Source organism: Pectobacterium colocasium, assembly GCF_020181655.1.
Taxonomy (GTDB): domain Bacteria; phylum Pseudomonadota; class Gammaproteobacteria; order Enterobacterales; family Enterobacteriaceae; genus Pectobacterium; species Pectobacterium colocasium.
In genome coordinates this window covers 1,918,160-1,941,444 of sequence record NZ_CP084032.1, presented here as the reverse complement: position 1 = coordinate 1,941,444, position 23,285 = coordinate 1,918,160, and the positions used below count along the sequence as shown (strand labels likewise).

22 protein-coding genes are annotated in these 23,285 nt (G+C 53.5%); 9 read left to right on the top strand and 13 right to left on the bottom strand.

The genetic code is table 11. The features are described 5' to 3' along the window. Nucleotides 1–29 precede the first annotated feature (29 nt). A complete protein-coding gene (locus LCF41_RS08775; RefSeq protein ID WP_225087723.1) occupies nt 30–692 on the top strand; it encodes a LysE family translocator in 663 nt (220 codons plus the stop codon). 91 nt (nt 693–783) lie between these two features. Beyond that, entirely contained in the window at nt 784–891 is a 108-nt protein-coding gene (locus tag LCF41_RS08770) for a membrane protein (protein WP_039493465.1), read from the top strand. Between the two features lie 122 nt (nt 892–1,013). Here LCF41_RS08770 and idi read toward each other — a convergent pair whose 3' ends face one another. From idi to LCF41_RS08755, 3 genes are all read right to left on the bottom strand, one after another. Continuing rightward, nucleotides 1,014–1,553, bottom strand: a complete 540-nt coding sequence (gene idi, locus LCF41_RS08765; protein ID WP_225087722.1) for an isopentenyl-diphosphate Delta-isomerase — start codon at nt 1,551–1,553, stop codon at nt 1,014–1,016. Between the two features lie 127 nt (nt 1,554–1,680). Next, nucleotides 1,681–3,987 (bottom strand): beta-glucosidase BglX, encoded by a 2,307-nt coding sequence (gene bglX, locus LCF41_RS08760; protein WP_225087721.1) that lies wholly within the window; start codon nt 3,985–3,987, stop codon nt 1,681–1,683. Between the two features lie 349 nt (nt 3,988–4,336). Continuing rightward, nucleotides 4,337–5,683 carry an aspartate aminotransferase family protein gene (locus LCF41_RS08755; protein ID WP_225087720.1) on the bottom strand — a complete coding sequence of 449 codons (1,347 nt, stop codon included), beginning with the start codon at nt 5,681–5,683 and terminating at the stop codon, nt 4,337–4,339. 414 nt (nt 5,684–6,097) lie between these two features. On the opposite strand from LCF41_RS08755, the gene LCF41_RS08750 reads away from it, so the two are divergent. From LCF41_RS08750 to LCF41_RS08730, 5 genes are all read left to right on the top strand, one after another. Further along, complete coding sequence (locus tag LCF41_RS08750) at nt 6,098–7,117, top strand: ABC transporter substrate-binding protein (protein ID WP_225087719.1); 1,020 nt, start codon at nt 6,098–6,100, stop codon at nt 7,115–7,117. A gap of 76 nt (nt 7,118–7,193) precedes the next feature. After that, complete coding sequence (locus LCF41_RS08745) at nt 7,194–8,204, top strand: ABC transporter ATP-binding protein (RefSeq protein ID WP_225087718.1); 1,011 nt, start codon at nt 7,194–7,196, stop codon at nt 8,202–8,204. Then, nucleotides 8,201–9,853 (top strand): ABC transporter permease subunit, encoded by a 1,653-nt coding sequence (locus tag LCF41_RS08740; RefSeq protein ID WP_225087717.1) that lies wholly within the window; start codon nt 8,201–8,203, stop codon nt 9,851–9,853. Before LCF41_RS08745 ends, LCF41_RS08740 begins: the two co-directional genes overlap by 4 nt. Nucleotides 9,854–9,884: 31 nt before the next feature. Further along, nucleotides 9,885–10,655 (top strand): DeoR/GlpR family DNA-binding transcription regulator, encoded by a 771-nt coding sequence (locus LCF41_RS08735; protein WP_225087716.1) that lies wholly within the window; start codon nt 9,885–9,887, stop codon nt 10,653–10,655. A 125-nt stretch (nt 10,656–10,780) separates the two neighbouring features. Then, nucleotides 10,781–11,467: a glutathione S-transferase family protein gene (locus LCF41_RS08730; protein ID WP_225087715.1), complete on the top strand. Its 687-nt coding sequence runs from the start codon at nt 10,781–10,783 to the stop codon at nt 11,465–11,467. Nucleotides 11,468–11,537: 70 nt separating this feature from the next. On the opposite strand, the gene pbpG is transcribed toward LCF41_RS08730, so the two are convergent. The 8 genes from pbpG to dusC form a co-directional block, all read right to left on the bottom strand. Then, nucleotides 11,538–12,485, bottom strand: coding sequence for a D-alanyl-D-alanine endopeptidase (gene pbpG / locus LCF41_RS08725; RefSeq protein WP_225087714.1), 948 nt, complete (start codon nt 12,483–12,485; stop codon nt 11,538–11,540). Nucleotides 12,486–12,635: 150 nt separating this feature from the next. Then, a complete protein-coding gene (locus tag LCF41_RS08720; RefSeq protein WP_225087713.1) occupies nt 12,636–13,145 on the bottom strand; it encodes a DUF6622 family protein in 510 nt (169 codons plus the stop codon). A gap of 36 nt (nt 13,146–13,181) precedes the next feature. Further along, on the bottom strand, nt 13,182–13,538 hold the full coding sequence (locus LCF41_RS08715; RefSeq protein ID WP_347880995.1) for an FMN-binding protein: 357 nt from the start codon (nt 13,536–13,538) through the stop codon (nt 13,182–13,184). Between the two features lie 60 nt (nt 13,539–13,598). Further along, the gene (cyaB, locus tag LCF41_RS08710; protein ID WP_225087711.1) at nt 13,599–14,141 is read right to left on the bottom strand and encodes a class IV adenylate cyclase; all 543 of its coding nucleotides are present in this window, start codon (nt 14,139–14,141) and stop codon (nt 13,599–13,601) included. A gap of 400 nt (nt 14,142–14,541) precedes the next feature. Then, nucleotides 14,542–15,090, bottom strand: coding sequence for a hypothetical protein (locus LCF41_RS08705; protein ID WP_225087710.1), 549 nt, complete (start codon nt 15,088–15,090; stop codon nt 14,542–14,544). 16 nt (nt 15,091–15,106) lie between these two features. Continuing rightward, a complete protein-coding gene (mmuM, locus tag LCF41_RS08700; protein ID WP_225087709.1) occupies nt 15,107–16,054 on the bottom strand; it encodes a homocysteine S-methyltransferase in 948 nt (315 codons plus the stop codon). Further along, nucleotides 16,047–17,459 (bottom strand): S-methylmethionine permease, encoded by a 1,413-nt coding sequence (gene mmuP, locus LCF41_RS08695; protein ID WP_225087708.1) that lies wholly within the window; start codon nt 17,457–17,459, stop codon nt 16,047–16,049. Before mmuP ends, mmuM begins: the two co-directional genes overlap by 8 nt. A 172-nt stretch (nt 17,460–17,631) precedes the next feature. Next, on the bottom strand, nt 17,632–18,564 hold the full coding sequence (gene dusC, locus LCF41_RS08690) for a tRNA dihydrouridine(16) synthase DusC (RefSeq protein WP_225087707.1): 933 nt from the start codon (nt 18,562–18,564) through the stop codon (nt 17,632–17,634). A gap of 232 nt (nt 18,565–18,796) precedes the next feature. Between dusC and LCF41_RS08685 the strand changes: the two genes are divergently transcribed. After that, nucleotides 18,797–19,468: an epoxyqueuosine reductase QueH gene (locus LCF41_RS08685; RefSeq protein ID WP_225088125.1), complete on the top strand. Its 672-nt coding sequence runs from the start codon at nt 18,797–18,799 to the stop codon at nt 19,466–19,468. A gap of 198 nt (nt 19,469–19,666) precedes the next feature. Here the strand turns inward: LCF41_RS08685 and LCF41_RS08680 are convergent, their stop codons facing one another. Further along, nucleotides 19,667–21,262, bottom strand: coding sequence for an ABC transporter substrate-binding protein (locus tag LCF41_RS08680; protein ID WP_225087706.1), 1,596 nt, complete (start codon nt 21,260–21,262; stop codon nt 19,667–19,669). Between the two features lie 206 nt (nt 21,263–21,468). Here LCF41_RS08680 and pepT point away from each other — a divergent pair, with 206 nt between their 5' ends. Next, entirely contained in the window at nt 21,469–22,698 is a 1,230-nt protein-coding gene (gene pepT, locus LCF41_RS08675; RefSeq protein WP_225087705.1) for a peptidase T, read from the top strand. 98 nt (nt 22,699–22,796) lie between these two features. Here pepT and LCF41_RS08670 read toward each other — a convergent pair whose 3' ends face one another. Beyond that, nucleotides 22,797–23,267: an RES family NAD+ phosphorylase gene (locus tag LCF41_RS08670; RefSeq protein WP_225087704.1), complete on the bottom strand. Its 471-nt coding sequence runs from the start codon at nt 23,265–23,267 to the stop codon at nt 22,797–22,799. Nucleotides 23,268–23,285 lie beyond the last annotated feature (18 nt).

Sequence of the window (23,285 nt, the reverse complement as noted above, 5' to 3'; positions counted from 1 at the left end):
CTCGATTACTTATTGAGGTCAGACATACCATGTTCATCAATGCGCCGTTTATCAATACCCTGTTTTCCGCCGAGGCTCTCTTTCCCACTCACTTTCCCGCTCTGGCGCTGGCACATTTTGTGGCGCTGCTGAGTCCAGGCCCGGACTTCTTTTTGTTGACAGCTTACGCCATTCGTTACCAACTGCGCGGCAGTGCGGGGATTTGTCTGGGCATCGCGCTGGGTAACGGCATTTACATTCTGCTGGCGGCGATTGGCTGGGCAGGCATTCAACATTCGCCCACGCTGTTTACCCTCATCGAGTTAGGCGGGGCAGCTTATCTGCTCTGGGTGGGCTATCAGTTAGTGAAAAGCCGTTCAGTGCTCTCATTACAGGCGGAACAACCGTCCGACCACTGTCCGACGCTGCGTAAACAAATTTTGCTGGGACTCGGCTCGGCGCTACTGAATCCCAAAAACATGCTGTTCTACATCAGCCTGATGACCAGTATTCTTGGGCAAAATGTGACACCCACGCAGCAATTCGTCAGCGGTAGCTGGATGTTTTCTGTCGTTCTGGTGTGGGATCTGCTGATCGCCGCACTGATCGCTCGTCCGTTGATTCAGCAGCGTTTAACGCGTTGGCTTAACCCGATTGAACGCGGTGCTGGCGTCATTCTGATGTTTTTTGGTGCGCTGCTTTTATTTCGCTAATGCGGTTTATTTAAAAAGCGCGGAGCGTTTCGATCTTGTTTCACGGGTGGAAGGCTTTATAATTCGGGGCAATTAACAAAAGGATAACCTGATGACTCTTCAAAAAATCGGTATTATCGGCCTCTTTGCCCTGCTTGCCTTAGGCGGCATCTCCGGCATGATGCTGGTGGGTTACATTATTATCGTGCACTCAGGCTGAAGCATTCGACTCGCAGGGTTACCTCTATCCCTACGGCACAAATTTACGGTAAGAATGCACGAACAGTGCCGCATGGAAACGCGGCAATTAACACAGTGGTGTAGCTAACACGGCCGTTCTGACTAACGTGATTGTTCAAACAGAAACGTCTGCCAGTACTCAGGAATACGCGCGAAGGTCAGTTGGAACCAAGCGGTAAACTGTTCGGGCGTCGCCGTCATCCGCCGTGCAATATCGTCCATTGATTGGTATTCATAGCTCGATACCTCATCAGGATTTATCTGCGGAAGGTCATCCGTTACGCCAAAATACACATGCCCCAGCTCATGCTCAATCAGCCCGTTATCCAGCGGCAGGCGATAGGTCAATGTGAACATCGGCGTTAGCACACAGCGTAATCCCATTTCTTCATACAAACGGCGGTGTGCCGCCTGTAATGTCTCTTCACCGGGCGCAGGATGGCTGCAACAGGTGTTACTCCATAAACCGCCGCTGTGGTATTTCTCCTCCGCACGCTGCTGCAATAACAGTTGCTGGCGAGAGTTGAAAATATAGACGGTGATCGCACGATGTAATGCCCCTTTTACATGCGCTTCCTGCTTTTCCATTACCCCCGTTGGCTTGTCACTTTCATCAACCAGAACCACTTCAGTCAACGGCATACCCTTCTCCTGCAATACCTTACTCTCCCGCAATACCCTACTTTCCCGCAATCACGCGGTATGACGATAATCACCCTTCGTATTAACTCACCGCCGGCACTTGCTCCCGGCGGCGAGACAACCATCATTATAGCAGGGTGAAACTCTCGCTCTTCACACGCTGTGAATCCAGACCAATCATCACGTCAAACTTGCCAGGTTCCACCACCTGCTGCATGCGGGCGTTGTAGAACTTCAGCGCATCCTGATCGAGCGTGAAGGTAACCGTGCGTGACTCTCCCGGCTGGAGCATCACTTTCTCAAAACCACGCAGCTCTTTCACCGGACGGCTGATGGAAGCGACCACATCGTGCACGTATAGCTGCACAACGGTTTCCCCTGCGCGGCTGCCGGTGTTTTTCACCGTCACGCTGGCGTTGATCGTTCCGTTACGCTTCATCGTCTGGCTGGACAAACGCACATCCGACACGCTGAAGGTGGTATAGCTCAGACCGTAACCAAACGGATAGAGCGGCCCATTGGCTTCATCGTAGTAGTGAGACGTATACTTTCCTGGGTTTTCCGGCGTGTAAGGACGGCCTGATGGCAGGTGATTGTAATAAATCGGGATTTGGCCGACGGAACGCGGGAAGGACATCGGCAGTTTGCCGGATGGGTTATAGTCGCCAAACAGCACATCGGCGATCGCATTACCACCTTCCGTGCCGCTGAACCAGGTTTCCAGTAGCGCATCGGCCTGCTGATCTTCACGCACCAGCGCCAGAGGACGACCATTCATCAGCACCAGAACCAGCGGTTTACCCGTCGCTTTCAGCGCGGCGATCAGGTCACGCTGGCTTTGCGGCAGATCGATGTTCGAGCGGCTGGAGGCTTCATGCGCCATACCTGCCGCTTCGCCGACAACCGCAACCACAACATCCGCCTTCTTCGCCGCGGCAACGGCTTCATCGATCATCACCTGCGGTGGACGTTTATCCACTTGCACAGCATCTTCATACTGGTTCAGGAAGTCGATAATGCCTTTATGATTACTGACGTTGGCGCCTTTGGCATAGAGAATGGTGGCTTTGTCGCCGACCGCATTCTTCAGCCCCTGATAAACGGTAATCGTCTGTTTCGTCACGCCCGCAGCAGACCAGCTTCCCATAGTATCCCGCTGGCTGTCAGCCAAGGGACCAACCACGGCGATCGTACCTTCTTTTTTCAACGGCAGCGTTTGCAGACGGTTTTTCAGCAATACCAGACTTCTCCGCGCCACATCGCGCGCATCCAGACGGTGCAAACGACTTTCCGCATTGGTATCCACCGGATCGGAACCTACTGGCCCCAGATGACGATACGGATCGTCAAACAGCCCCATATCATATTTTACGTTCAGCACCTGACGGCAGGCATCGTCGATCTCCTGCATACTCACCGCCCCGCTTTTCACCAGATCGGGCAGATAACGGACGAAATACTCGTCGCTCATGCTCATGCCGATACCGGATTTCACCGCCAGACGTGATGCATCACGCGGATCGCTGGCCACGCCGTGCTTAATCAGCTCTTTAATCGCACCGTGATCGGTAATGGTGATGCCTTTGAAATTCCACTGATCGCGCAGCACATCTTTCAGCAACCAACTGTTTGCAGTCGCTGGCGTGCCGTTGATGGAGTTCAGCGCCACCATCACACCGCTGCTGCCCGCGTCGATCGCCGCTTTATAAGGCGGCATATAGTCCTGGAACATGCGCTGAGGGCTCATGTCCACGGTGTTATAGTCGCGCCCGCCTTCCACCGCGCCGTAGAGCGCATAGTGTTTTACGCTGGTCATCAGCGAGTGGCGTCCGGTGACGTCATCGCCCTGAAAGGCTTTCACAACCACACCGGCAATTTTGCTGGTCAACCAGGTGTCTTCACCGAAACCTTCCGACACACGGCCCCAGCGGGGGTCGCGGGTGATATCCACCATCGGCGCCCAGGTCATGTTCAGCCCGTCTTCCGTCGCTTCATAAGCCGCCACGCGTGCGCTTTTCTCAATGGCGCTCATATCCCAACTGGAAGCCAGCCCCAGTGCGATAGGGAAAATGGTGCGCTGGCCGTGTACCACATCGTAGGCAAAAAATAGCGGAATCTTCAGGCGGCTGAGCTGCATGACCTGATCCTGCATTGCACGAATATCCGGACGGGTTACCGTATTAAAAATCGCGCCAACCTGACCGTTTCTGATCATTTCCCGAATGGCTTCTTTCGGGTTATCCGTCCCGACGCTGATCAGTCGAAGCTGACCGACCTTCTCTTCCAACGTCATTTTCTTCAGCAGATCCGTGACAAACGCGTCGCGTTGCTGGTGTGAAGGCGATATTGATGCCGGCGCAGACGTCAATTCCTGCGCAAACGCCGGATTACAAGCAAGTCCAATTGCTATAGTCAGTGAAGTAAGCCATTTCATTCGTTATAAAGACCCAGTCAATCCAGGCGTCAGAGCAAAACAGAATAAGGCGCTGAAGCACAAGACAGGTTGAAGATTCCGACGGTCACATCCCTTCTCTGACAAGGCGAAAAACACCTTCTCCTGCCTTAAGCGAATAAGGCTTCCCGATAGTGGCTGCCGCACCGACGCACTCAAATGCACAGCGCGTAATATAGTGCATTTATTGAGATTTCATTTAATAAAAACTGCAAGAATAATGCTAGACGATACGCAAAACGAACATTCTGCCTGAGCAGCGGCGAGAAAAGATGGACAGCATGAAGGCGCATGAAGCGAACAACGGTCGCCACATGCGCATGTGGGAAGATTAACGCCGCGATGATTGCAAACGCAAAGCCCGATCGAGCGCTCCAACCAGCCAGTCAATATCGTGCTCCTGAAACGCCAGCGGCGGACGCAGTTTCAGCACATTCCCATGCGGCCCGGCCACCGACGTGAGCACCCGTTCGGCACGAAGTTGTTCAACTACGTCCAGCGCCAGTGCTTTATCCGGCGTTTTTGTTTCTCGATCGCTGACCAGCTCAAAGCCGATAAACAGCCCCGCGCCGCGCACATCACCGATGCACGCATGGCGATCGGCAAGCAGCGCCAGCTCACGCTGCAATTTTTCCCCGACACAGCGGCTGTGTTCCTGCAACCCCTCTTCGCGAATCACGCGCAATACCGCCTGCGCAGCGGCGATCGACACCGGATTCCCACCGAAGGTATTAAAATAGGGAATTTCATCGCTGAATGCCGCCAACACATCGGCTTTTGCCAACAGCGCCGACACCGGTATGCCGTTGCCCATGGGTTTACCCAGCGTGACGACATCCGGCACAATACCGTGCCGACCAAATCCCCAAAAATGCTCGCCCGTGCGGGCAAATCCAGGCTGTACCTCATCCGCAATGAAAATTCCCCCATTCGCGTGCACCACATCAATGGCCGGTTTCAGGTAGCCAGCCGGTCCCGGTAAGACACCATCCGAGGAAAAAATGGAATCCGCCAGAAAGCCGGCAAATTTAATACCGTTCGCAGCCATGTCATCAATTTGCCGTTGAATTTGCTGCGCAAACCACACGCCCAGATCCGGCGCATTGACCCGATAGCGGTCAGGCGCGGGCACAAGACGCGTTGTCGCCGCCAGAGTCTGTCCGCTTCCGAGAGCCGGTGAGGCGCCGGAAGTGAGTTCACTGGTCCCGTGGTAAGCCTCGCGGCTCACAATAATCCCTGTCCCACCGCTGTAGGCGCGCGCTACGCGAATCGCCAGATCGTTGGCCTCCGACCCGGTACACATATACATCGCCTTGTTAATCGCCGCAGGCACCGTACTGAGGATATCTGCAGAGTAATCCAGAATACGCTCGTGCAAATAACGGGTATGTGTGTTGAGCAGGCGCATTTGTTCGTTAACAGCGTCAATGACCGCAGGGTGACAGTGTCCAATACTGGCGACATTGTTGTAGACATCCAGATACTTATGCCCGCTGGCATCCCACAGGTATTGCCCAGCACCGCGAACCAGATGTACCGGATTACGGTAGAACAAACGATAGGAGTCCCCTAACACCTGAGTACGCTTATTCGTCAGCCTGCGTGTATCCTCATCCAGCGCATCCGCATGTTCAGCGCGAAAGCTATTGGTATCCATGATGGTTGAGCGTGTCGCCATAATCACTCCTACATAAGGTGGTGGCACGACTGCGTCACACAGGGATAAAACGCATCGTGCAGGTTCAGATGACACTCACCCTACACTAAAAGCAACAAAATACACAAATACAAAAAAATGCACTTTTTTGATGCACAAATATGCCAAAAAAGTGCAATAAATCCGTCATATCACATCACGCACGATGCCATGCATCCGTTATGGGATTGGCCCACGTGTAGGAAAAAATACCTAATCTACTTATTTATATAAGTATTTTAACAAGCATTTCTCTCAAATCAGAAAATGGCACGATTAGTGCTAAAACCTCACACCACTCGCAATAAACACAAAAATACACAGAGCGTGTTACGCACCGTTCAACGCGAGAGGAACACTGATGCCAACCTTTTCCACAACCGTAGGGGAACGTTTATGAACCGATTTTCATTGCGCCGCACCAGTCTGATCGCTGCACTCATCGGTGCCACACTGGCGAGCGCTGTCGCACAAGCAGGCACCATCACGGTCTATACCTCATTGGAAGAAGATGAGATCAAAGATTACGTCGCACAGGCCAAAAAAGACTTACCCGACCTGACAATCAACGTACTGCGCTTGTCCACTGGCGATCTCGGCCCACGGATTCTGGCGGAATCCAAGAATCCGCAACATGACGTCATTTGGGGATGGGCCGTGACCAGCGTGATGGATCCACGCTTGTCCGCCTTATTGGAGCCCTACGATGCCAAAGGGAGCGATAGCCTTGCCGCCACCTACCGCGCCCCGGATCACAAATGGTTTGCAGCAACAGGCTATATGGCTGCCTTTTGCGTCAATACCGAAGCGTTAAAAGCTAAGAATCTGCCTGTTCCCGCATCCTGGCAGGATCTGACCAACCCGGTCTATAAAGGGGAAATCGTGATGCCCAATCCGGTTTCCTCCGGCACAGGCTATCTGCAAATCGCGGCGCTGCTGCAATCTAAAGGGGATCAAAATGGCTGGGCATTCCTGAAGTCGCTGGATGGCAACATCGCCCAATACACCAAGTCCGGCTCACGTCCGTGTAAAGCGGCACGGACGGGCGAATATGCGATTGGCGTATCGCTGGCTTTCGCCGCGATGCAATCGATTGAAGAAGGCTACCCCATCAAGATGGTGATCCCAAACGATGGGGCTGGCTATGAATTAGAAGCCTCCGCCCTGATGAAGGCAGCCAAAAACAAACCCGACGCGAAGCGCTTTCTTGACTGGACGCTCTCCAGCCATGCCGCCACGCTCTACACCAAATATAAAGAGATCGTGACAATACCTGGCGTTGAACAGTCAAAAGCCGCGCAAGTGGCTGGCCTGCCCGCCGATCTCACACAGGTGCTCTATCCCGTGGATTTCACCAAAAGCGCCAGCGATCGTGACGCCACACTGGCAACCTGGCAAAAAACCATCGGCCGATAGTGGTCTGTATTCGCTGTAGAGGCTGCCGCACAGCGTATTCCAACTGCGCGGAAGCCGTCATTAAGAGGTCGCATTCATGGCACTGGTTATTCAAAATCTTTATAAAAGCTTTGAGGGTTATGTCGCTCTCGACCGTATCAATTTGTCGATTGAAAATGCCGAATTTGTCTGCCTTCTTGGGCCAAGCGGCTGTGGCAAAACGACATTGCTGCGCATCATTGCCGGATTGCTAAGCTGCGATGGGGGGAAAATCACGCTGGATGACCGCGATCTGGTCAACGTGCCCGCGAGAGAGCGAGGCTTTGGCATCGTATTTCAGTCTTATTCACTCTTTCCCCACATGACGATTGCACAAAACATTGGCTACGGTCTCAAAATTCGCCAGACGCCTGCCGAGGAAGTTGCCGCACGCGTCAGCGATCTGCTGGACACCGTACGCCTTAGTGGATTCGGCGATCGTTATCCTGCCCAGCTTTCAGGCGGGCAACAGCAGCGTGTTGCGATTGCCCGCGCACTGGCGGTCAATCCCTCCCTGCTCTTACTGGATGAACCGCTTTCAGCACTGGATGCACGCGTGCGTGCTGGGCTGCGTCAGGAACTGCGTGACGTGCAACAACGTCTTGGCATTCCGACACTGATGGTCACGCACGATCAGGAAGAGGCAATGAGCATGGCGGATAAAATCATCTGCATGCACGGTGGACGTATTGTTCAGGAAGGCACACCACATGAACTCTATACCAGCCCACGCACACGCTTCGTGGCCGAATTCATGGGGCACAGTAATTTGCTGTCACGTGATGTCGTCACTGCATGTATGCCCGAGCTGCTTCCTTCCGCGCAAAATACTGTGCTACCGGAAGACGCAGAGCTGTTTATTCGCCCGGAACGCATCGAATTACATAAAGCAGAAGGCGCGGAAGGTCGGGTTATCAACACCAGCTTCCTCGGCAGCATTCAACGTGTTCAGGTGATGTGGAAATCGCAACCACTGCTGGTCGAAACCAGCAGCGCCGTTAACTGGTCCTCTGGAGACCCCGTTCATCTCTCAATTCGCGCAGAAGACTGCGCCTGGGTGCAAGCATGAGCCATTCACTTCTCCCTCCGCAAACGGCCAGTGACCGCTGGCTTTCACGTCTCTGTCTGTGGCTTCCACTGATGGCGCTGCTGATGTTTTTCGGCATCCCCATGCTGAGTATCGCCTGGCACAGTCTGCTGGACGATCAAAACGGCACCGTTGGCTTATCCAACTATCTGGTGCTGATGGATTCACCCGGCATCTGGCGGGCAACAGCAAACAGTTTGTTATTAGGCGTCGTCACCACATTGGTCACGCTGTTACTGGGATTCATTGTTGCCTATGGGCTGGAATGTACCGCCATGCCCGCGAAACGTTTTATCGCCTTTGCGACCGCACTTCCTATACTTGCGCCTTCGCTGGTGTTGGGCTTGGGGCTGATTTTTCTGCTGGGAAGAAATGGCATCATCGGTAATCTGCTTGGTGTGCGGTTGGATATTTATGGCTTTTGGGGGCTGTTGATTGCCAACGTTCTGTACGCGCTGCCGCAGGCCATTTTGATCATTCGCACCACCCTGCGCCATAGCGATACCCGCCAGTATGAAGCCGCCAATGTGCTGGGCGCGTCCGACTGGCGACAGTTTCTGGATATTACCCTCCCAGGCCTGCGATACGGCCTGCTGAGTGCCGCCTTTGTCATTTTTACCATTACCATCACGGACTTCGGCAACGCGATTGTGATCGGCGGCAACTTCTCCGTACTCGCCACCGAGATTTACAGCCAGGTCAGCGGCCAGATGAAATTCGGTATGGGTGCGGTCGTGGGGATTTTACTGCTGCTGCCTGCGGCGGCGTCTATCTGGATAGAGCGCGCCGCGGCAAGACGGCAAAAAGCAATTGGCACACACGCGGCTATCCCGCATGTGCCGCAACCTTTGCGTACTCGCGATATGTCATTCTATCTGGCCACCATGACGATCGCGTTCACCATTATCGCCGTCATTGGCACTGTTATTATCGCCAGCATGATACGCCTATGGCCGTACCGTCTGGACCTGACGCTTAAGCATTATGATATCGACCTCGCGGGTGGCTACACCCCGCTGTGGACATCGGTGTGGATTTCGGCGCTGGCGGCTATGGTCGGCACCGTGCTGTTATTCCTGCTCACTTTCGGTATTCATCGGCAGCCGGGCAAAGTCGCCAACGCCGCCGTACTGCTCAGCGCGTTGCCTGTTGCCGTTCCCGGTCTGGTATTAGGGTTATCTTACGTGTTTACGTTCAATACGGCCGATCTTCCCTGGGGCATGCTGTACGGTTCAGCCCTGCTGGTGGCACTGTGCAATTATTATCACTACCACACGCAAGGCTACACTACGATGATGATGGGAATGCGTAACGTTCCACATGCAATGGAAGATGCCACCACGGTGCTAGGCGGCGGTGTGGTACGTATTTTACGTGATGTTTATCTGCCAGCCATGCGTGTCACGCTGATTTCGGTCGCCATGTTTTTATTCATGCGCTCAATGGTTACACTATCGGCCGTGATTTTTTTGGTCACGCCGTCATTGCCGTTAGGTGCCGTTACCGTGATGCGGCTGGATGAAGCCGGCTTTACCTCACAGGCTGCCGCCTTTTCTACGTGTATTATGGGGATTGTCGCCATGACAGCCCTGCTTCTGCATCTTGTGACAGAGAAACGGCAAACGGTGTAGCCGGTGTCAGAACCTCAAAGAATGGAAAGCTATGTTAGAAGAAACGCGGTTACATCGCATACAGGCACTGCTCTCGACATTAAACCAGGTGAGCACCGAGAAAATCATTCAACATCTTGGTGTGTCACGCGAAACCGTACGACGCGATATCGTGAAGCTGGAAGCCGCAGGCGCGTTGCGCCGCGTTCACGGCGGGATTGTGGCAACAACACAAGAACCGGAACTGCCGCTGTCCGTTCGTAATACCGTGCGCGAAAAAGAAAAGCAGGCCATTGCCCGCGCGGCCGTACAGCAGTTAAAAGCCGGGCAAACCCTGTTTATCGACGCGGGCAGCACGACTTCTCTGTTAGCCGATGAGTTGCTCTCCATGCCGGGAATGACGGTCATTACCAATAGCCTGACCGTGGCACAAAAACTCACCGCGACGGAATCCGTTGCACAGCATAGCGTGATATTACTCGGTGGCTACATGGGCGCATCGGCACAGGCAACCAGCGGCGACATCACCATCAATGAACTACAACGCTATCGCGCCGATGTCGCACTTCTCTCTCCGGTGGGGGTAGTTGCCACTTCCGGTGCCAGCAGTTTTGCTCACCATGAAGCGGCTATTGCCAGAGCCATGGTGCAGTATGCACGAACGCGAATTATCCTCGCGGACCATAGCAAGATTGGCACCACCAGCCGCGTGGTCTATGCCACCCTGCCGGAAATCGATATGATCGTGACCGATGCCGCCAGTGCGGACAACCCCGAACTGGCATTACTACAGATGCATTGCCAACAGGTGATCATAGCCTGACCACGCACGATAATGTTTAGTCTCGTAGCACGATTACGCACACCAGGCTGGCAGAGAAGTGGAGGATGATTTCTCCCTCCTTTCGTGCTAATGCTAAGGCTTCGTCAACACAAGGAGCATCAGACATGTATCAGTTGTATATCGCCAATAAAAATTATTCGTCCTGGTCACTGCGTCCGTGGGTGCTGTTGAAAACACTGTCGATTCCTTTCGAAGAGAAACTGGTTGTTTTTGCACCAGGCATGGCACAGCCGGCGTTTAAGGCCTTTTCACCGACGGCAAAAGTCCCCTGCCTGATCGACGGCGATATCACCGTTTGGGATTCATTGGCGATTACCGAATACCTGGCTGAGAAGCATCCCGGCGTCTGGCCTGCCGAGGCCAAAACCCGCGCCTGGGCACGCTGTGCCGCGGCCGAAATGCATTCTGGTTTTACCGCCCTGCGCAATACCTGTTCCATGAGCTGCGGCGTGCGCGTCAAAATGAACGAAATATCTCCCGCCCTCAGCAACGACATTAACCGCATCTGTGAACTCTGGCAGGAAGGGCTAACGCGCTTTGGCGGGCCGTTTCTGGCAGGAAAACAGTTTTCAGCAGTAGACGCCTTCTTTGCGCCAGTTGTGTTCCGTATCAAAACCTATCAGCTTCCCGTATCGCCGGAAGCCACTGCCTATTGCGACCATCTGTTAGCGCAGCCTGCTATGCAGCGCTGGCTGGAAGATGCTTTAGCGGAAACCTGGCGTGAAGATGAACATGACGAAGAAGTGAGAAAAGCGGGAGAAGTGATAGAAGATCGGCGCGCTCGCGCGTAGCGCTGTAGAAGCGGTGGCCCGTTCGGCCACCGTTAATATTCCCTTCTCAAGCATCAGAAAGAAGGAACCGTTATTCGGTTTCTATGCTCGCCATGCTCTGCGGTTGGCGGGAAGCCAGCGATTTTTGTTTCTTATAGCTCAGCGCGGCGGCAGGCACCTCGCTGACCTTGCCGGTTTCCATCCACTTACGCAGGCGGTTAGCATCGGCAAAGTGCGTGTATTTACCGAATGCGTCCAGCACCACCAGCGCCACAGGCCGCTGATTAATGACCGTCCTCATCACCAGACAGTGTCCCGCCTGATTCGTGAAGCCCGTTTTGGTCAGTTGGATGCTCCAGTCAGCTTTATAGACCAGATGATTCGTGTTTCTGAACGGCAGGCTGTACGTCGGATTAGAGAACGTCGCCGTTTTCTCCTGCGTGGTGCTCAGTTGACTCAGCAGCGGATATTGCTTGCTGGCGATCAGGAGTTTAGTGAGATCGCGGGCGGTCGAGACGTTATTGATGGACAGCCCGGTCGGCTCGACATAGCGCGTGTGAGCCATGCCTAGCGCACGGGCTTTGGCATTCATCGCGCGGATAAACGCCTGATAGCCGCCCGGATAGTGGTGCGCCAGACTCGCCGCGGCCCGGTTTTCTGAGGACATCAGCGCCAGTAACAGCATGTCATGGCGGCTGATCTGACTATTCAGACGAACGCGCGAGTACACCCCTTTCATTTCTTTCGTCTGGCTGATATCCACAGAGATGATTTCATCCAGCGGCTGATTGGCATCCAGCACCACCAGCGCCGTCATCAATTTCGTCACCGAAGCAATCGGCACCACCACATCTGGGTTACTGGAATACAGAATGTGGTTATCACGCAAATCCACCACCATAGCGCTACCGGAAGCAATTTCCTGATGCGCAGTGCCGGCGGAGTACGTCGGCGCTTTCGCCACAGCCTGAGGCAACATCACAGCATGGGTTGACAGCAGCAACAGGCCACAAAGAGAAAGCTTAAAATTTTTAGTCATTCTTCAATAACTTAAACAGTATTCTGTTAAATGAAAGGGATAGGCATCGGCATTATAATTTACCGCCCTTCCCCACGCACTCATGCAGCAGAAAAAGCTTTGTGACAAATTTTGACAAACGGTTTTGTCAACCCACTGTTTTTTATAGCATTACGTCAGAGACGGTTTTATTTTGCGCATCTGGTTGAGCAAACACAGGCTGACACCGCTAAATATTCCAGCGGTAATTCCACCTACCGCGCCGGACAATAGACAGAATACAAGGTCATGTGCCAACGCGGGAAACCGAGCCAGTTGGACGGAAAAATAGAAACGAGAACAAAACGTCAGCAGCATCAAGCCCAGCGGCCACCATGACCCCGTGCGCTGAAAAACACGTGATTCCGGCAGATAAGCGCCTGACGTTTTCCCCAACATCCACCCGATGCCCAGCCCAACGAGTAACGCCAGCAGAAATCCTCCTGCCGCCGCAAGCGGGAACAGCAGCGTATGAAAAATGGCGCTAACGCCCCACACCATGAAAACAATTGGCACAACCAGCATCCGCGTCAGCGATTGTCGCCTCGGCTGGCTGGCTTTTATTCCGGCATAAATCAGGTAACCCAAAACAATCCACACCCAGTAAGGTGTATGACGCAGAATAATCAGCAGGTCTTCCACGGCAGTAGATTCCTTCCTCAACGGTAACAGTGACGATTACGGCGTGACTTTTGCCTGTTCCAGTGCCTGCTTCACCGCGTTAATCACCCCATGACTCGATAACGTTGCCCCTGTTACCGCATCCACCTTGTCAATATCCTGCTTCTCAATGAGTTCCGGCACGATTTGATCCGTCGCGCTCAGCATCATGGCTTCGGTATCGCCGTGCTTCAACACTTCAGCATTAGCGATCTTTCCGTCTTTAATGCTGACCGTAACCTCAACGTCTGCCGCCTTACCCTGCGCTTTTCCGATATAGCTGCCATCTTTATATTGCGCCACATCGCTACCATGAACAGGCAGAGAAAACACCATCACTACCGTGGCCAACGCCGCCGAAATAGATTTTTTCATCATTTCCCCGTGTGTAAATCGAACACTAAAAACAACAATTCAATAACCAGAAAATAACAGTTAGTTAAAGCCTAATAATTGATAATAGGATTTCGTTTCAATATTATCCAATGACAATTGAAGTCGTATCGCACACTCTATACACCTATCCCTGAGTGCTTTCAACTGGGTTTCATCATCGGTCATTACCGATATTTCTACGAAATAACCCAAGGTCTCAATATAATCGAGCGTAATATGGAAGGCGTCTAAAAAGTAGATGCTGCGGATTTTATGAATTTCAAAAAGGGGCTGATACCCTAACGTCTGTAGCATGCTGTGGGTTTTTTCAAAATCTTCGACATTAACCGCTTCGCAGCGATCGACGCCCGGCCCTTTCACGATCCAGAGCTTAATCCCCGATGGCTCCATGCGGCGCACCCGCATTTTGATATTTTGCTGCCGCAGGCGATTCTCTGCATCATCGTAATAAACGTCGTGCTCTTTATTTTCAAAGACAAAAGCCTCAGGATGAAGGCTAAAAAGCGTATTCCTGAAAACGGCTATATCGTCAATGCGGAATTTAAGTTCAACTTCATATTTCCCTGTGAAATGTTCAACCATGTTCTTTCCCCTCACTGGACTCCCTGAAATAGCATTGAATATCCGCCATATAGAACAGTGTTTTATTACGCTGCCATACGGAAATTCAAGATAATAATGATTCAGTCATCCGCAAAATAGATAATACAGGTAACATAATATGGCTCAGTGGCCGTCCTCTTATCCTCCTTGATTCACGCCTTACGTCCTGTCACAGGCTGTCACCGCGATAGCAATGCCGACCTTGATAATAAAACCGCATTATTACCTTACAACGTCAGATATCCTGAGAGCAATGTCCTGTCAGAGCATACTCATTGACGAATACCTTCGGATATTTCCCAACAAAAAAGCGGTCAGTGCCCTTACTGGACGCTGACCGCCGTTAATAGTAGCTGAGAAGGCAAAAACCGCTAGTTCTTCACGCAACAACCTCAGGTAATAGCAAAATCAGTGCAGAATCGAAGCCGTGATGGTGCATAAACTCACGCAAAATCAGCAACCGGGCAGAGAAAGCGTTCTCAAGCGAAATGCCCTCCCAGACAGCCGGACTCCCCAACATGACACGTTCCAGACGTTTAAATGTCCGTTCCATGTCATCCTGCGGCAGGCGCCAGCCAGCGTCCTCTTTTTCTGCTCCAGAAATCTGAGCGATAGTCACCAAGGCGGGATCAAAAGCAAACAGAGCGGAACCCGCTGGGATATCGTGGCGAATGCGCGTCACTTCATCTTCGACCGCCATGATCGCCAATTCCATTTCGTCTGGCGTTGGAGGAAGGTGCCTGAAAAACGTCGCCGCCGTTTTATCAAAACCGATGGTCAGTTGCAGGGTTATCGATGGGTGTGATGCCGTTCCGCAGACAACCGTCGTCTGCTGTTCGCCAATGCACAGCACCGTTACCGGCGCATCGGGCGCGACGCGCTGTCTGGCAAGCGAGTACACCTGTTGCAGGTTCACCTCATTTTCCATCTCAGCATCCCCTTATTTAGTGCTGATGCCCATGCTGGCAGCAGCGTGCAATACCAGCAATATCAGCGGGTGTGGTGCGACAGCAGCCGCCAATCAGACGCGCCCCTGCCGCTTGCCACTCGGGCAGATACGCCGTCAGCGAGCAGGCCGCATCGTGAGCGCTGCTCCATGTTTTCGTTACCGCATCATACTGCTCGCCGGAATTGGGATAAACCACCAACGGCAAATCTGTCAGTGAAGACAGATGCGTCAACGCGGGCGTCACGTTTTCCAGCGCAATGCAGTTGAGCCCCACGGCAACCACCTGCGCACAGGCATTAACCCACGCCAGCACCGTGCGCAATGGCGTACCGTCGCTGAGGTGTTCGCTGTCACGCAGCGTGAAGGAGAGCCACGCCTGTGCCTGCGGGAACTCCGTCAGTAACGCAATCAGCGCCTCGATTTCCGCAAAAGACGGCAGCGTCTCACAGGCCAGAAGATCCGCTCCCGCCGCCAACAGCGCCGCCATACGCGGCCGATGGAACGCCATCATGTCAGTCTGCGGCAGCTGATAATCACCGCGATACTCCGAGCCATCCGCCAGATAGGCGCCGTATGGCCCGACTGACCCCGCAACCAGCAGCGACCCAGCCTGTGGATTGTCGCGCCAGTAATCATCCCGCGCCTGCGCCGCAAGCTGCACGCTCTTGGCAATTAACGCCAACGACGCCGCTTCACTATAGCCACGCGCCGCAAACCCTTGCGGCGTCGCCTGATAGCTGGCCGTAATCGCGCACTGCGCCCCTGCCTTGAAATAGTCGAGATGAACCTGATAAATCAGCGCCGGGTTTTCAACCAGCACTTTCGCCGACCACAGTGGATCCGTTAAATCACAACCGCGCGCTTCCAGTTCGGTCGCCAGCGCGCCATCCAGCACAATCGTGGGTGCCGTCGCCAGCAGTTCGGTAACCGTATTTTTACGCAATGTCTTCCACTCCCGTTAATCCACGCTTCTTCATTGACTGCGTGAAATAATAAGCACCGTAGCACAGCGCGACAAACGGAATTCCACACCACAGCGCAATTCGCTGGCTGGGATCAAACGCCAGTCCGACGCAGGCCAGTAAGCACAGCAGGAAGCCAAGAATCGGCGTGATGGGGAACCAGGGCGCACGATATTGCAGGTCGGACAGCGGTTTTCCCGTACGGATATGGTGGCGGCGGAACATATAGTGCGAGGCGCAGATGCTCAGCCACACCGCCACCACGGCAAAGCCGGAAATCGCAGACAGCGCCACGTAAACGGTATCCGGTGCGACCACGCTGGAAAACAGCGCCAGCAGCCCGCCCAACATACTGACGGAAATGGCAAAGAGCGGAATGCCACGGCGCGTCAGACGAGAAAAACGGCGCGGCAACGTGCCTTCATTGGACAGCGACCACAGCATACGCCCCGAGGCATACAGCCCTGAGTTAGCGGCGGACAGAATCGCCGTCAAAATCACGAAATTAAAAATATCGGCGGCGTAAGGAATACCAATCTTTTCAAACACCAGAACAAACGGGCTTTTCGCGATACCGGCCTCTTCCATCGGGATTATCGCCGCCAGCACCAGCACCGTCCCCAGGAAAAAAATCACCAGTCGCGCAACGGTCGTACGAATCGCCATCGGCACAACTTTCTGTGGATTCTCGGTTTCCCCTGCCGCAATACCGATCAGCTCCGTACCGGAGAAAGCGAAGTTTACTGCCACCATCGTCATCAAGATCGGCAGGCCGCCGTGTGGGAACCAGCCAGACGCGGTAATGTTCTGGAAGAACGGCGCGGGAGAACCATCCTGCATGGGAATAAAGCCAAACATCGCGCCAGCGCCGAGCACGATAAAAGCAAGGATCGTGACGACTTTAACGATCGAGAACCAAAATTCCCCTTCAGCAAAGAAGCGGGACGACACGATATTCAACAGGTAGATCAGCACACAAAACAGCAGACACCAGGTCCAGACCGGCACCTGCGGGAACCAATACTGCATGCAAAAACCCGCAGCAGTCAGGCTGGAACCCAGCGCGACCGTCCACGTCAGCCAATAGAGCCACGCCACGGTATAGCCCGTAGCCGGGCTAAGATAGCGGGATGCATACACATGGAACGCCCCGGTTTCCGGCATCGCGACGGACAATTCCCCCAGACTCAGCATCACCAAATACACCACCAGCGCACCGATCAGATACGCCAATAGCGTCCCGGCGGCACCCGTCGTGGAAATAATGTAGCCCGTATTAAAAAACAGGCCGGTCCCGATGACGCCGCCGAGCGAGAGCATCACCAGATGGCGAGCTTTCATGGTGCGCTTAAATTGCCCTTCCGAGCCTGGTGCGTGTTGTTCCATGATGACCTTTTATTATAGACGTCTAAACTTCCAGACAGATAGAGTGTTATACCGTCAACCGATTCGTAAAGTAAAGTGCAGGCCGGAAGGGGAGCGATGAAGTGCGTTAAATCTGAACAGCGTGATGAAAACACGAAGAGTGGGAAGGCAAAAGTGGGGAAACGGTGAGCGCCTACGGCTCACCAATCACACGCGCGATGTCTGCCGATGTTTTCAAGGTACGGATCTCGCTGAATAACTCGGTGGCGTCGTCGTACTCTTTACGCAAATAGCCCAGCCACTGTTTGATGCGTGCGACGTGATACATTCCCGTGTCGCCCTGTTTTTCCAACTGCACGTATTTTTGTAGCAGCAGCATGACCTCCGGCCACGGCATACGCGGTTCGTTATACTTAATCACGCGGCTCAGGTTCGGCACATTCAGCGCCCCTCGCCCGATCATCACTGCGTCGCAACCCGTTGTCGCCATGCAGTCCTGCGCACTCTGCCAGTCCCAGATTTCGCCGTTGGCGATCACCGGAATCCGCAATCGCTGGCGGATTTTCCCTATTGCCTGCCAGTTAATGCATTCGGCTTTGTACCCGTCCTCTTTGGTGCGACCATGCACGACCAGTTCGCTTGCGCCCGCTTGTTGCACCGCGTCGGCGATTTCAAACTGGCGATCGCCGGAATCCCAGCCCAGCCGTATTTTCACTGTAACCGGCAGATGAGCTGGCACCGCCTCACGCATCGCTTTCGCGCCCTGATAAATCAGCTCGGGATCTTTTAACAGCGTCGCCCCGCCACCGCTGCCGTTCACCAGCTTGGACGGACAACCGCAGTTGAGATCGACGCCATACGAACCTAGCTCAACGGCCCGCGCCGCATTTTCCGCCAGCCACTGTGGATATTGTCCCAGTAGCTGCACGCGCACCAGCGTGCCGGACGGCGTGCGACTGGCGTGGTGCAATTCAGGGCAAAGGCGATAAAAGGACTTCACCGGCAGACACTGATCCACCACGCGTAAAAACTCGGTGATGCACAGGTCATAATCATTTACTTCAGTCAGCAGTTCTCGCACTAATGAGTCGAGAACACCTTCCATCGGGGCAAGCAGAACACGCATAACGCTACTCGGTAACCATTTTATCGTTAATCACAGCCATTCATTGCACGGCTAAAAAAGCAGGCAATCTTAGGGGGTATTGTACGAGGAACGCAACGGGAAAGATAAGGCAGGACGGGCGCAGAGGTTGCCTCTTGTGAGTATATCATCAATAATTCGTGACGAATTTGAGCCGACACTGTCCTAACGGACCACAACGAAGTGACTATTTATTATGTCGAACATCAAAACTATGCAGAACGTCAAAACCGCTGCGCTGCAACGCCCGCGGCTTTCTCTGCCGAATAATGCCGACAAGCTGCTGCTGCACTCCTGCTGCGCGCCCTGCTCTGGTGAAGTCATGGAAGCCATCACCGCTTCTGGCATCGACTACACCATTTTCTTTTATAACCCTAACATCCACCCGCAGCGTGAATACCTGATCCGCAAAGAGGAAAATATCCGCTTCGCCGAACAGCATAACGTGCCGTTCATCGATGCCGACTACGATACGGATAACTGGTTCGAGCGCGCCAAAGGCATGGAGTGGGAACCCGAACGTGGCATTCGCTGCACCATGTGTTTCGATATGCGCTTCGAGCGCACCGCGCTGTACGCCGCAGAAAACGGTTTTAGCGTCATTTCCAGTTCACTGGGAATTTCCCGCTGGAAAAACATGCAGCAGATTAACGAATGTGGCCAGAACGCCGCGCAGAAATATCCCGGCATCACCTACTGGGATTACAACTGGCGCAAAGGCGGCGGTTCATCGCGCATGATCGAAATCAGCAAGCGCGAACGTTTCTATCAACAGGAGTATTGCGGCTGCATTTATTCTCTGCGCGACTCCAACAAGCATCGAAAATCACAGGGACGCGATATTATTCGCATCGGTAAACTGTATTACGGCGACGAAGCCGAATAACCGCACCACACCAGAGCCCGTAGAGCGGTAGTAACGGATAGATCGTAAAGACGCTGTAAATACATCCCTGTACGCTCGGATTGCGCCATCCCTGGCGCAAACGCTTTACTCTTCTATTCCGTTACTACCGTTTTCGTTCGACAAATAAGTTTGTCAACGGTCTGAGTCCGGCACAGCACGTGCCGGACTTTCTGCGTCTTACTTCTTCACATCGACCTGATAGAAAATATGCTTCCCGAATGGATCGATTTCATAGCCGGTCACTTCCTTGCGGACTGGCTCAAAGATGGTGGAATGCGCAATCATGACGGCCGGAGCCTGATCGTGCATCATCTGCTGTGCCTGCTTGTACAGGGCAATACGCTGTTCATGATCCTGCGACGCCCGCGCTTCGGTAATCAGTTTATCAAACGGTGCGTAACACCATTTTGCTGAGTTGGAACCGCCGTTAGCAGCTGTGCAGGTAAAGAGCGGTCCGAAGAAGTTATCAGGATCGCCCGTCGCCGTTGTCCAGCCCATCAACGCGGCCTGATGCTCTCCTCCTTTCACTCTTTTCAGGTATTCCCCCCATTCGAAGGTGACAATTTTGGCCTGCACGCCCACCTTCGCCCAGTCAGCCTGAATCATCTCCGACATCCGGCGGGCGTTCGGGTTATACGGGCGCTGTACCGGCATCGCCCACAGTTCGATCGTGGTGCCTTCCGCCAAGCCCGCTTCTTTCAGTAATGCTTTGGCCTTCTCGGGATCGTAGTCATAATCCTTCAGTTCACTATCCGCACTCCAGACGCCCGGCGGCAGCAGGTTTTTCGCCGCCGTGCCCGTTCCCTGGAAAACGGCTTCGATAATCGCCGGTTTATTAATCGCCATCGTTAACGCCTGCCTCACTTTCACGTTATCCGTCGGCGCTTTTTGGGTGTTGAACGACAGGAAACCGGTGTTCAACCCGGCCTTTTGCATCAGCACGATATCCTTGTTCTCTTTCATGCGCGGCAGGTCGGCAGGATTAGGGAACGGCATCACCTGACATTCATTCTTCTCCAGCTTGGCATAACGCACGGAGGCATCCGGCGTGATGGTGAAAATCAGCCGATCCAGCTTCGCTTTGCCTTCCCAATAGGCGGGAAACGCCTTAAACAGAATGCGGGAATCTTTTTGATACTGCGCTAATTCAAAAGGCCCAGTACCAATCGGCTCCATATCCACACGCTCCGGCGTCCCGGCTTTGAGCATCGCGTCGGCATATTCCGCAGAGAGGATAGACGCGAAGTACCAGGCTAAATCGGCCAGAAACGGCGCTTCTGCATGGGAGAGCGTAAAGCGCACCGTATGGTCGTCCACTTTTTCGATGCTCTGAATCAGCGAGCCAAAGGCCAGACTTTCAAAATTGGCATAGGTGCCTTTCGAGACGCTGTGATAGGGGTGTTGCGGGTCTTTTTGCCGCATGAAGGAGAAAATCACGTCGTCGGCGGTAAAATCACGTGAGGGTTTGAAAAATTTGTTGCTCTGGAACTTCACGCCTTTGCGCAGATGAAAGGTATACACGCGTCCATCGGCACTGATGTCCCAACGCTCTGCCAGACTCGGTATCAGCTCCGTAGTACCCACTTTAAAATCCACCAGGCGGTTATAAATCGGTACCGCGCTGGCATCCACGCTGGTGCCGGAGGTGTAAAGCTGCGGGTTAAAATTTTCCGGCGATCCTTCAGAGCAGTACACCAGCGTATTCGCCGAGGCCGCTGAGGCGAGCGCCAGCGTCAACGCTGCCAGCGTAAATCGTATTCCTGTTTTTTTCATTCCAGTCCTCACTTGTAGTGTCATTCGTTTCCCATTTAGTGTTGTTCGTGCCCCGTTTACTGCATTTGCTTTCTGACTGCCACTGTCTGAAATAGAAAAGCATGGCAATAAAATGACAAATAAAACCCTCGAATGAAATAATTTCTACGTTAGGATAATAATCAACGCTATTACTGAATAAACGTACTGAATAAAAAGGATTCGTTATGACAGACAGTCTGGCTCATCAGCTCAGCACGCGTTTTTACCGTTACCTCGCCGTCACCAGCCAAAGCGATGCCAGTTCGACAACGTTGCCCAGCACCCCAGAGCAACATGAGATGGCGCGACTGCTGGCAGACGAACTGCTTGCGCTGGGTCTGCAAGACGTAGTGATTGATGAGCATGCCACCGTAACCGCCGTGAAGCCGGGCAACTGTCCGTCCGCCCCGCGCATCGGTTTTATTACCCATATCGATACGGTGGACGTCGGCCTGTCGCCGCATATTCATCCGCAGACGCTGCGCTTTACCGGCGAGGACCTGTGCCTGAATGCCGAACAGGACATCTGGCTGCGCACGGCGGAACACCCGGAAATTCTGCCGTATGTCGGGCAGGACATTATATTCAGCGATGGCACCAGCGTACTCGGCGCGGATAACAAGGCTGCCGTTACCGTGGTGATGACGCTCATGGAGAACCTGACCGACACGACGCCGCACGGCGATATCGTAGTGGCCTTTGTGCCGGACGAAGAAATTGGGCTGCGTGGTGCGAAAGCGCTCGATCTCAAACGCTTCGATGTCGATTTTGCCTACACCATCGACTGCTGCGAACTGGGTGAAGTAGTGTATGAGAACTTCAATGCGGCCTCGGCGGAAATTCGCTTTACCGGCGTGCCAGCGCACCCGATGTCGGCAAAAGGCGTGCTGGTCAATCCGCTGCTCATGGCGCACGATTTTATCAGCCAGTTTGATCGCCAGCAGACGCCGGAGCACACCGAGGGGCGTGAAGGCTATGTCTGGTTTAACGATCTGACGGCAAATGCCAATGAAGCGAAGCTCAAAGCGTCTATCCGCGATTTTGATTTAGCCACGTTTGAACAACGTAAACAGCAGATCGCCGCAATTGCCGACAAGATTGCTGCCCAATATCCGACGGGCAGCGTGACCTATACCCTCACCGATATCTACAGCAATATCAGCAACGCCATCACTGACGATCGCCGGGCTATCGACCTGCTGTTTGCCGCACTGGACACACTGGGCATTGAGCCTAAAGTAACGCCGATGCGTGGCGGCACGGACGGCGCTGCGCTGTCCGCCAAAGGGTTGCTGACACCGAACTTCTTTACCGGCGCGCACAATTTCCACTCGCGGTTTGAGTTTTTACCCGTGCCGTCATTTGTGAAATCGTATGAAGTGGCATTGCATTTATGCCTGCTGGCGGCGAAATAATCACGTTCAGAAAAGAACGAGGCGGACACCTGTCCGCCTCGGTAAAACATACCTATTTCTGCGCCAGCCGCAGCACCGACGGCGCCAGGCCGTATTCCTTATTTACGATCAGGCTTTAGCCGACTATCAAACTGGAACGGTATAGATTCTGCCCTCTGAATGATCCCGTAGAAATCTGGGTGTTCTGGGTTCAACAGGTAGTTATACTCCACGGGCGATAGCGCGCTGGGGACTCGCAACGCTATCGAACCTTTGGTAAAGATCCACGCATCACCGTATATAGCCAGATCTGGCGGCGCTTCTTCAGCAGCCCAGTTGTCTGGCAATTCGTCCATATCGGCACTCTGAATCTGATCTTCAGGCACCTCGATACGCATTAGCGTGTAATAATCCAGGATCTGCGCTGCATGCAGATGTACCAGCGTCTCCAGCATCGTAAGCGATGCGGTTTCTGATACATAAACCATTGAGGTGCCAACACTGTTCCAGAGGCCTCCAGCCTCTTTTGCTCCGTATCCCGTCCAGGCTGTAGAAAGATACTTTGTCTTTGTAAGCCGATAGAGAATCAAGAGAATGAGATGAACGCA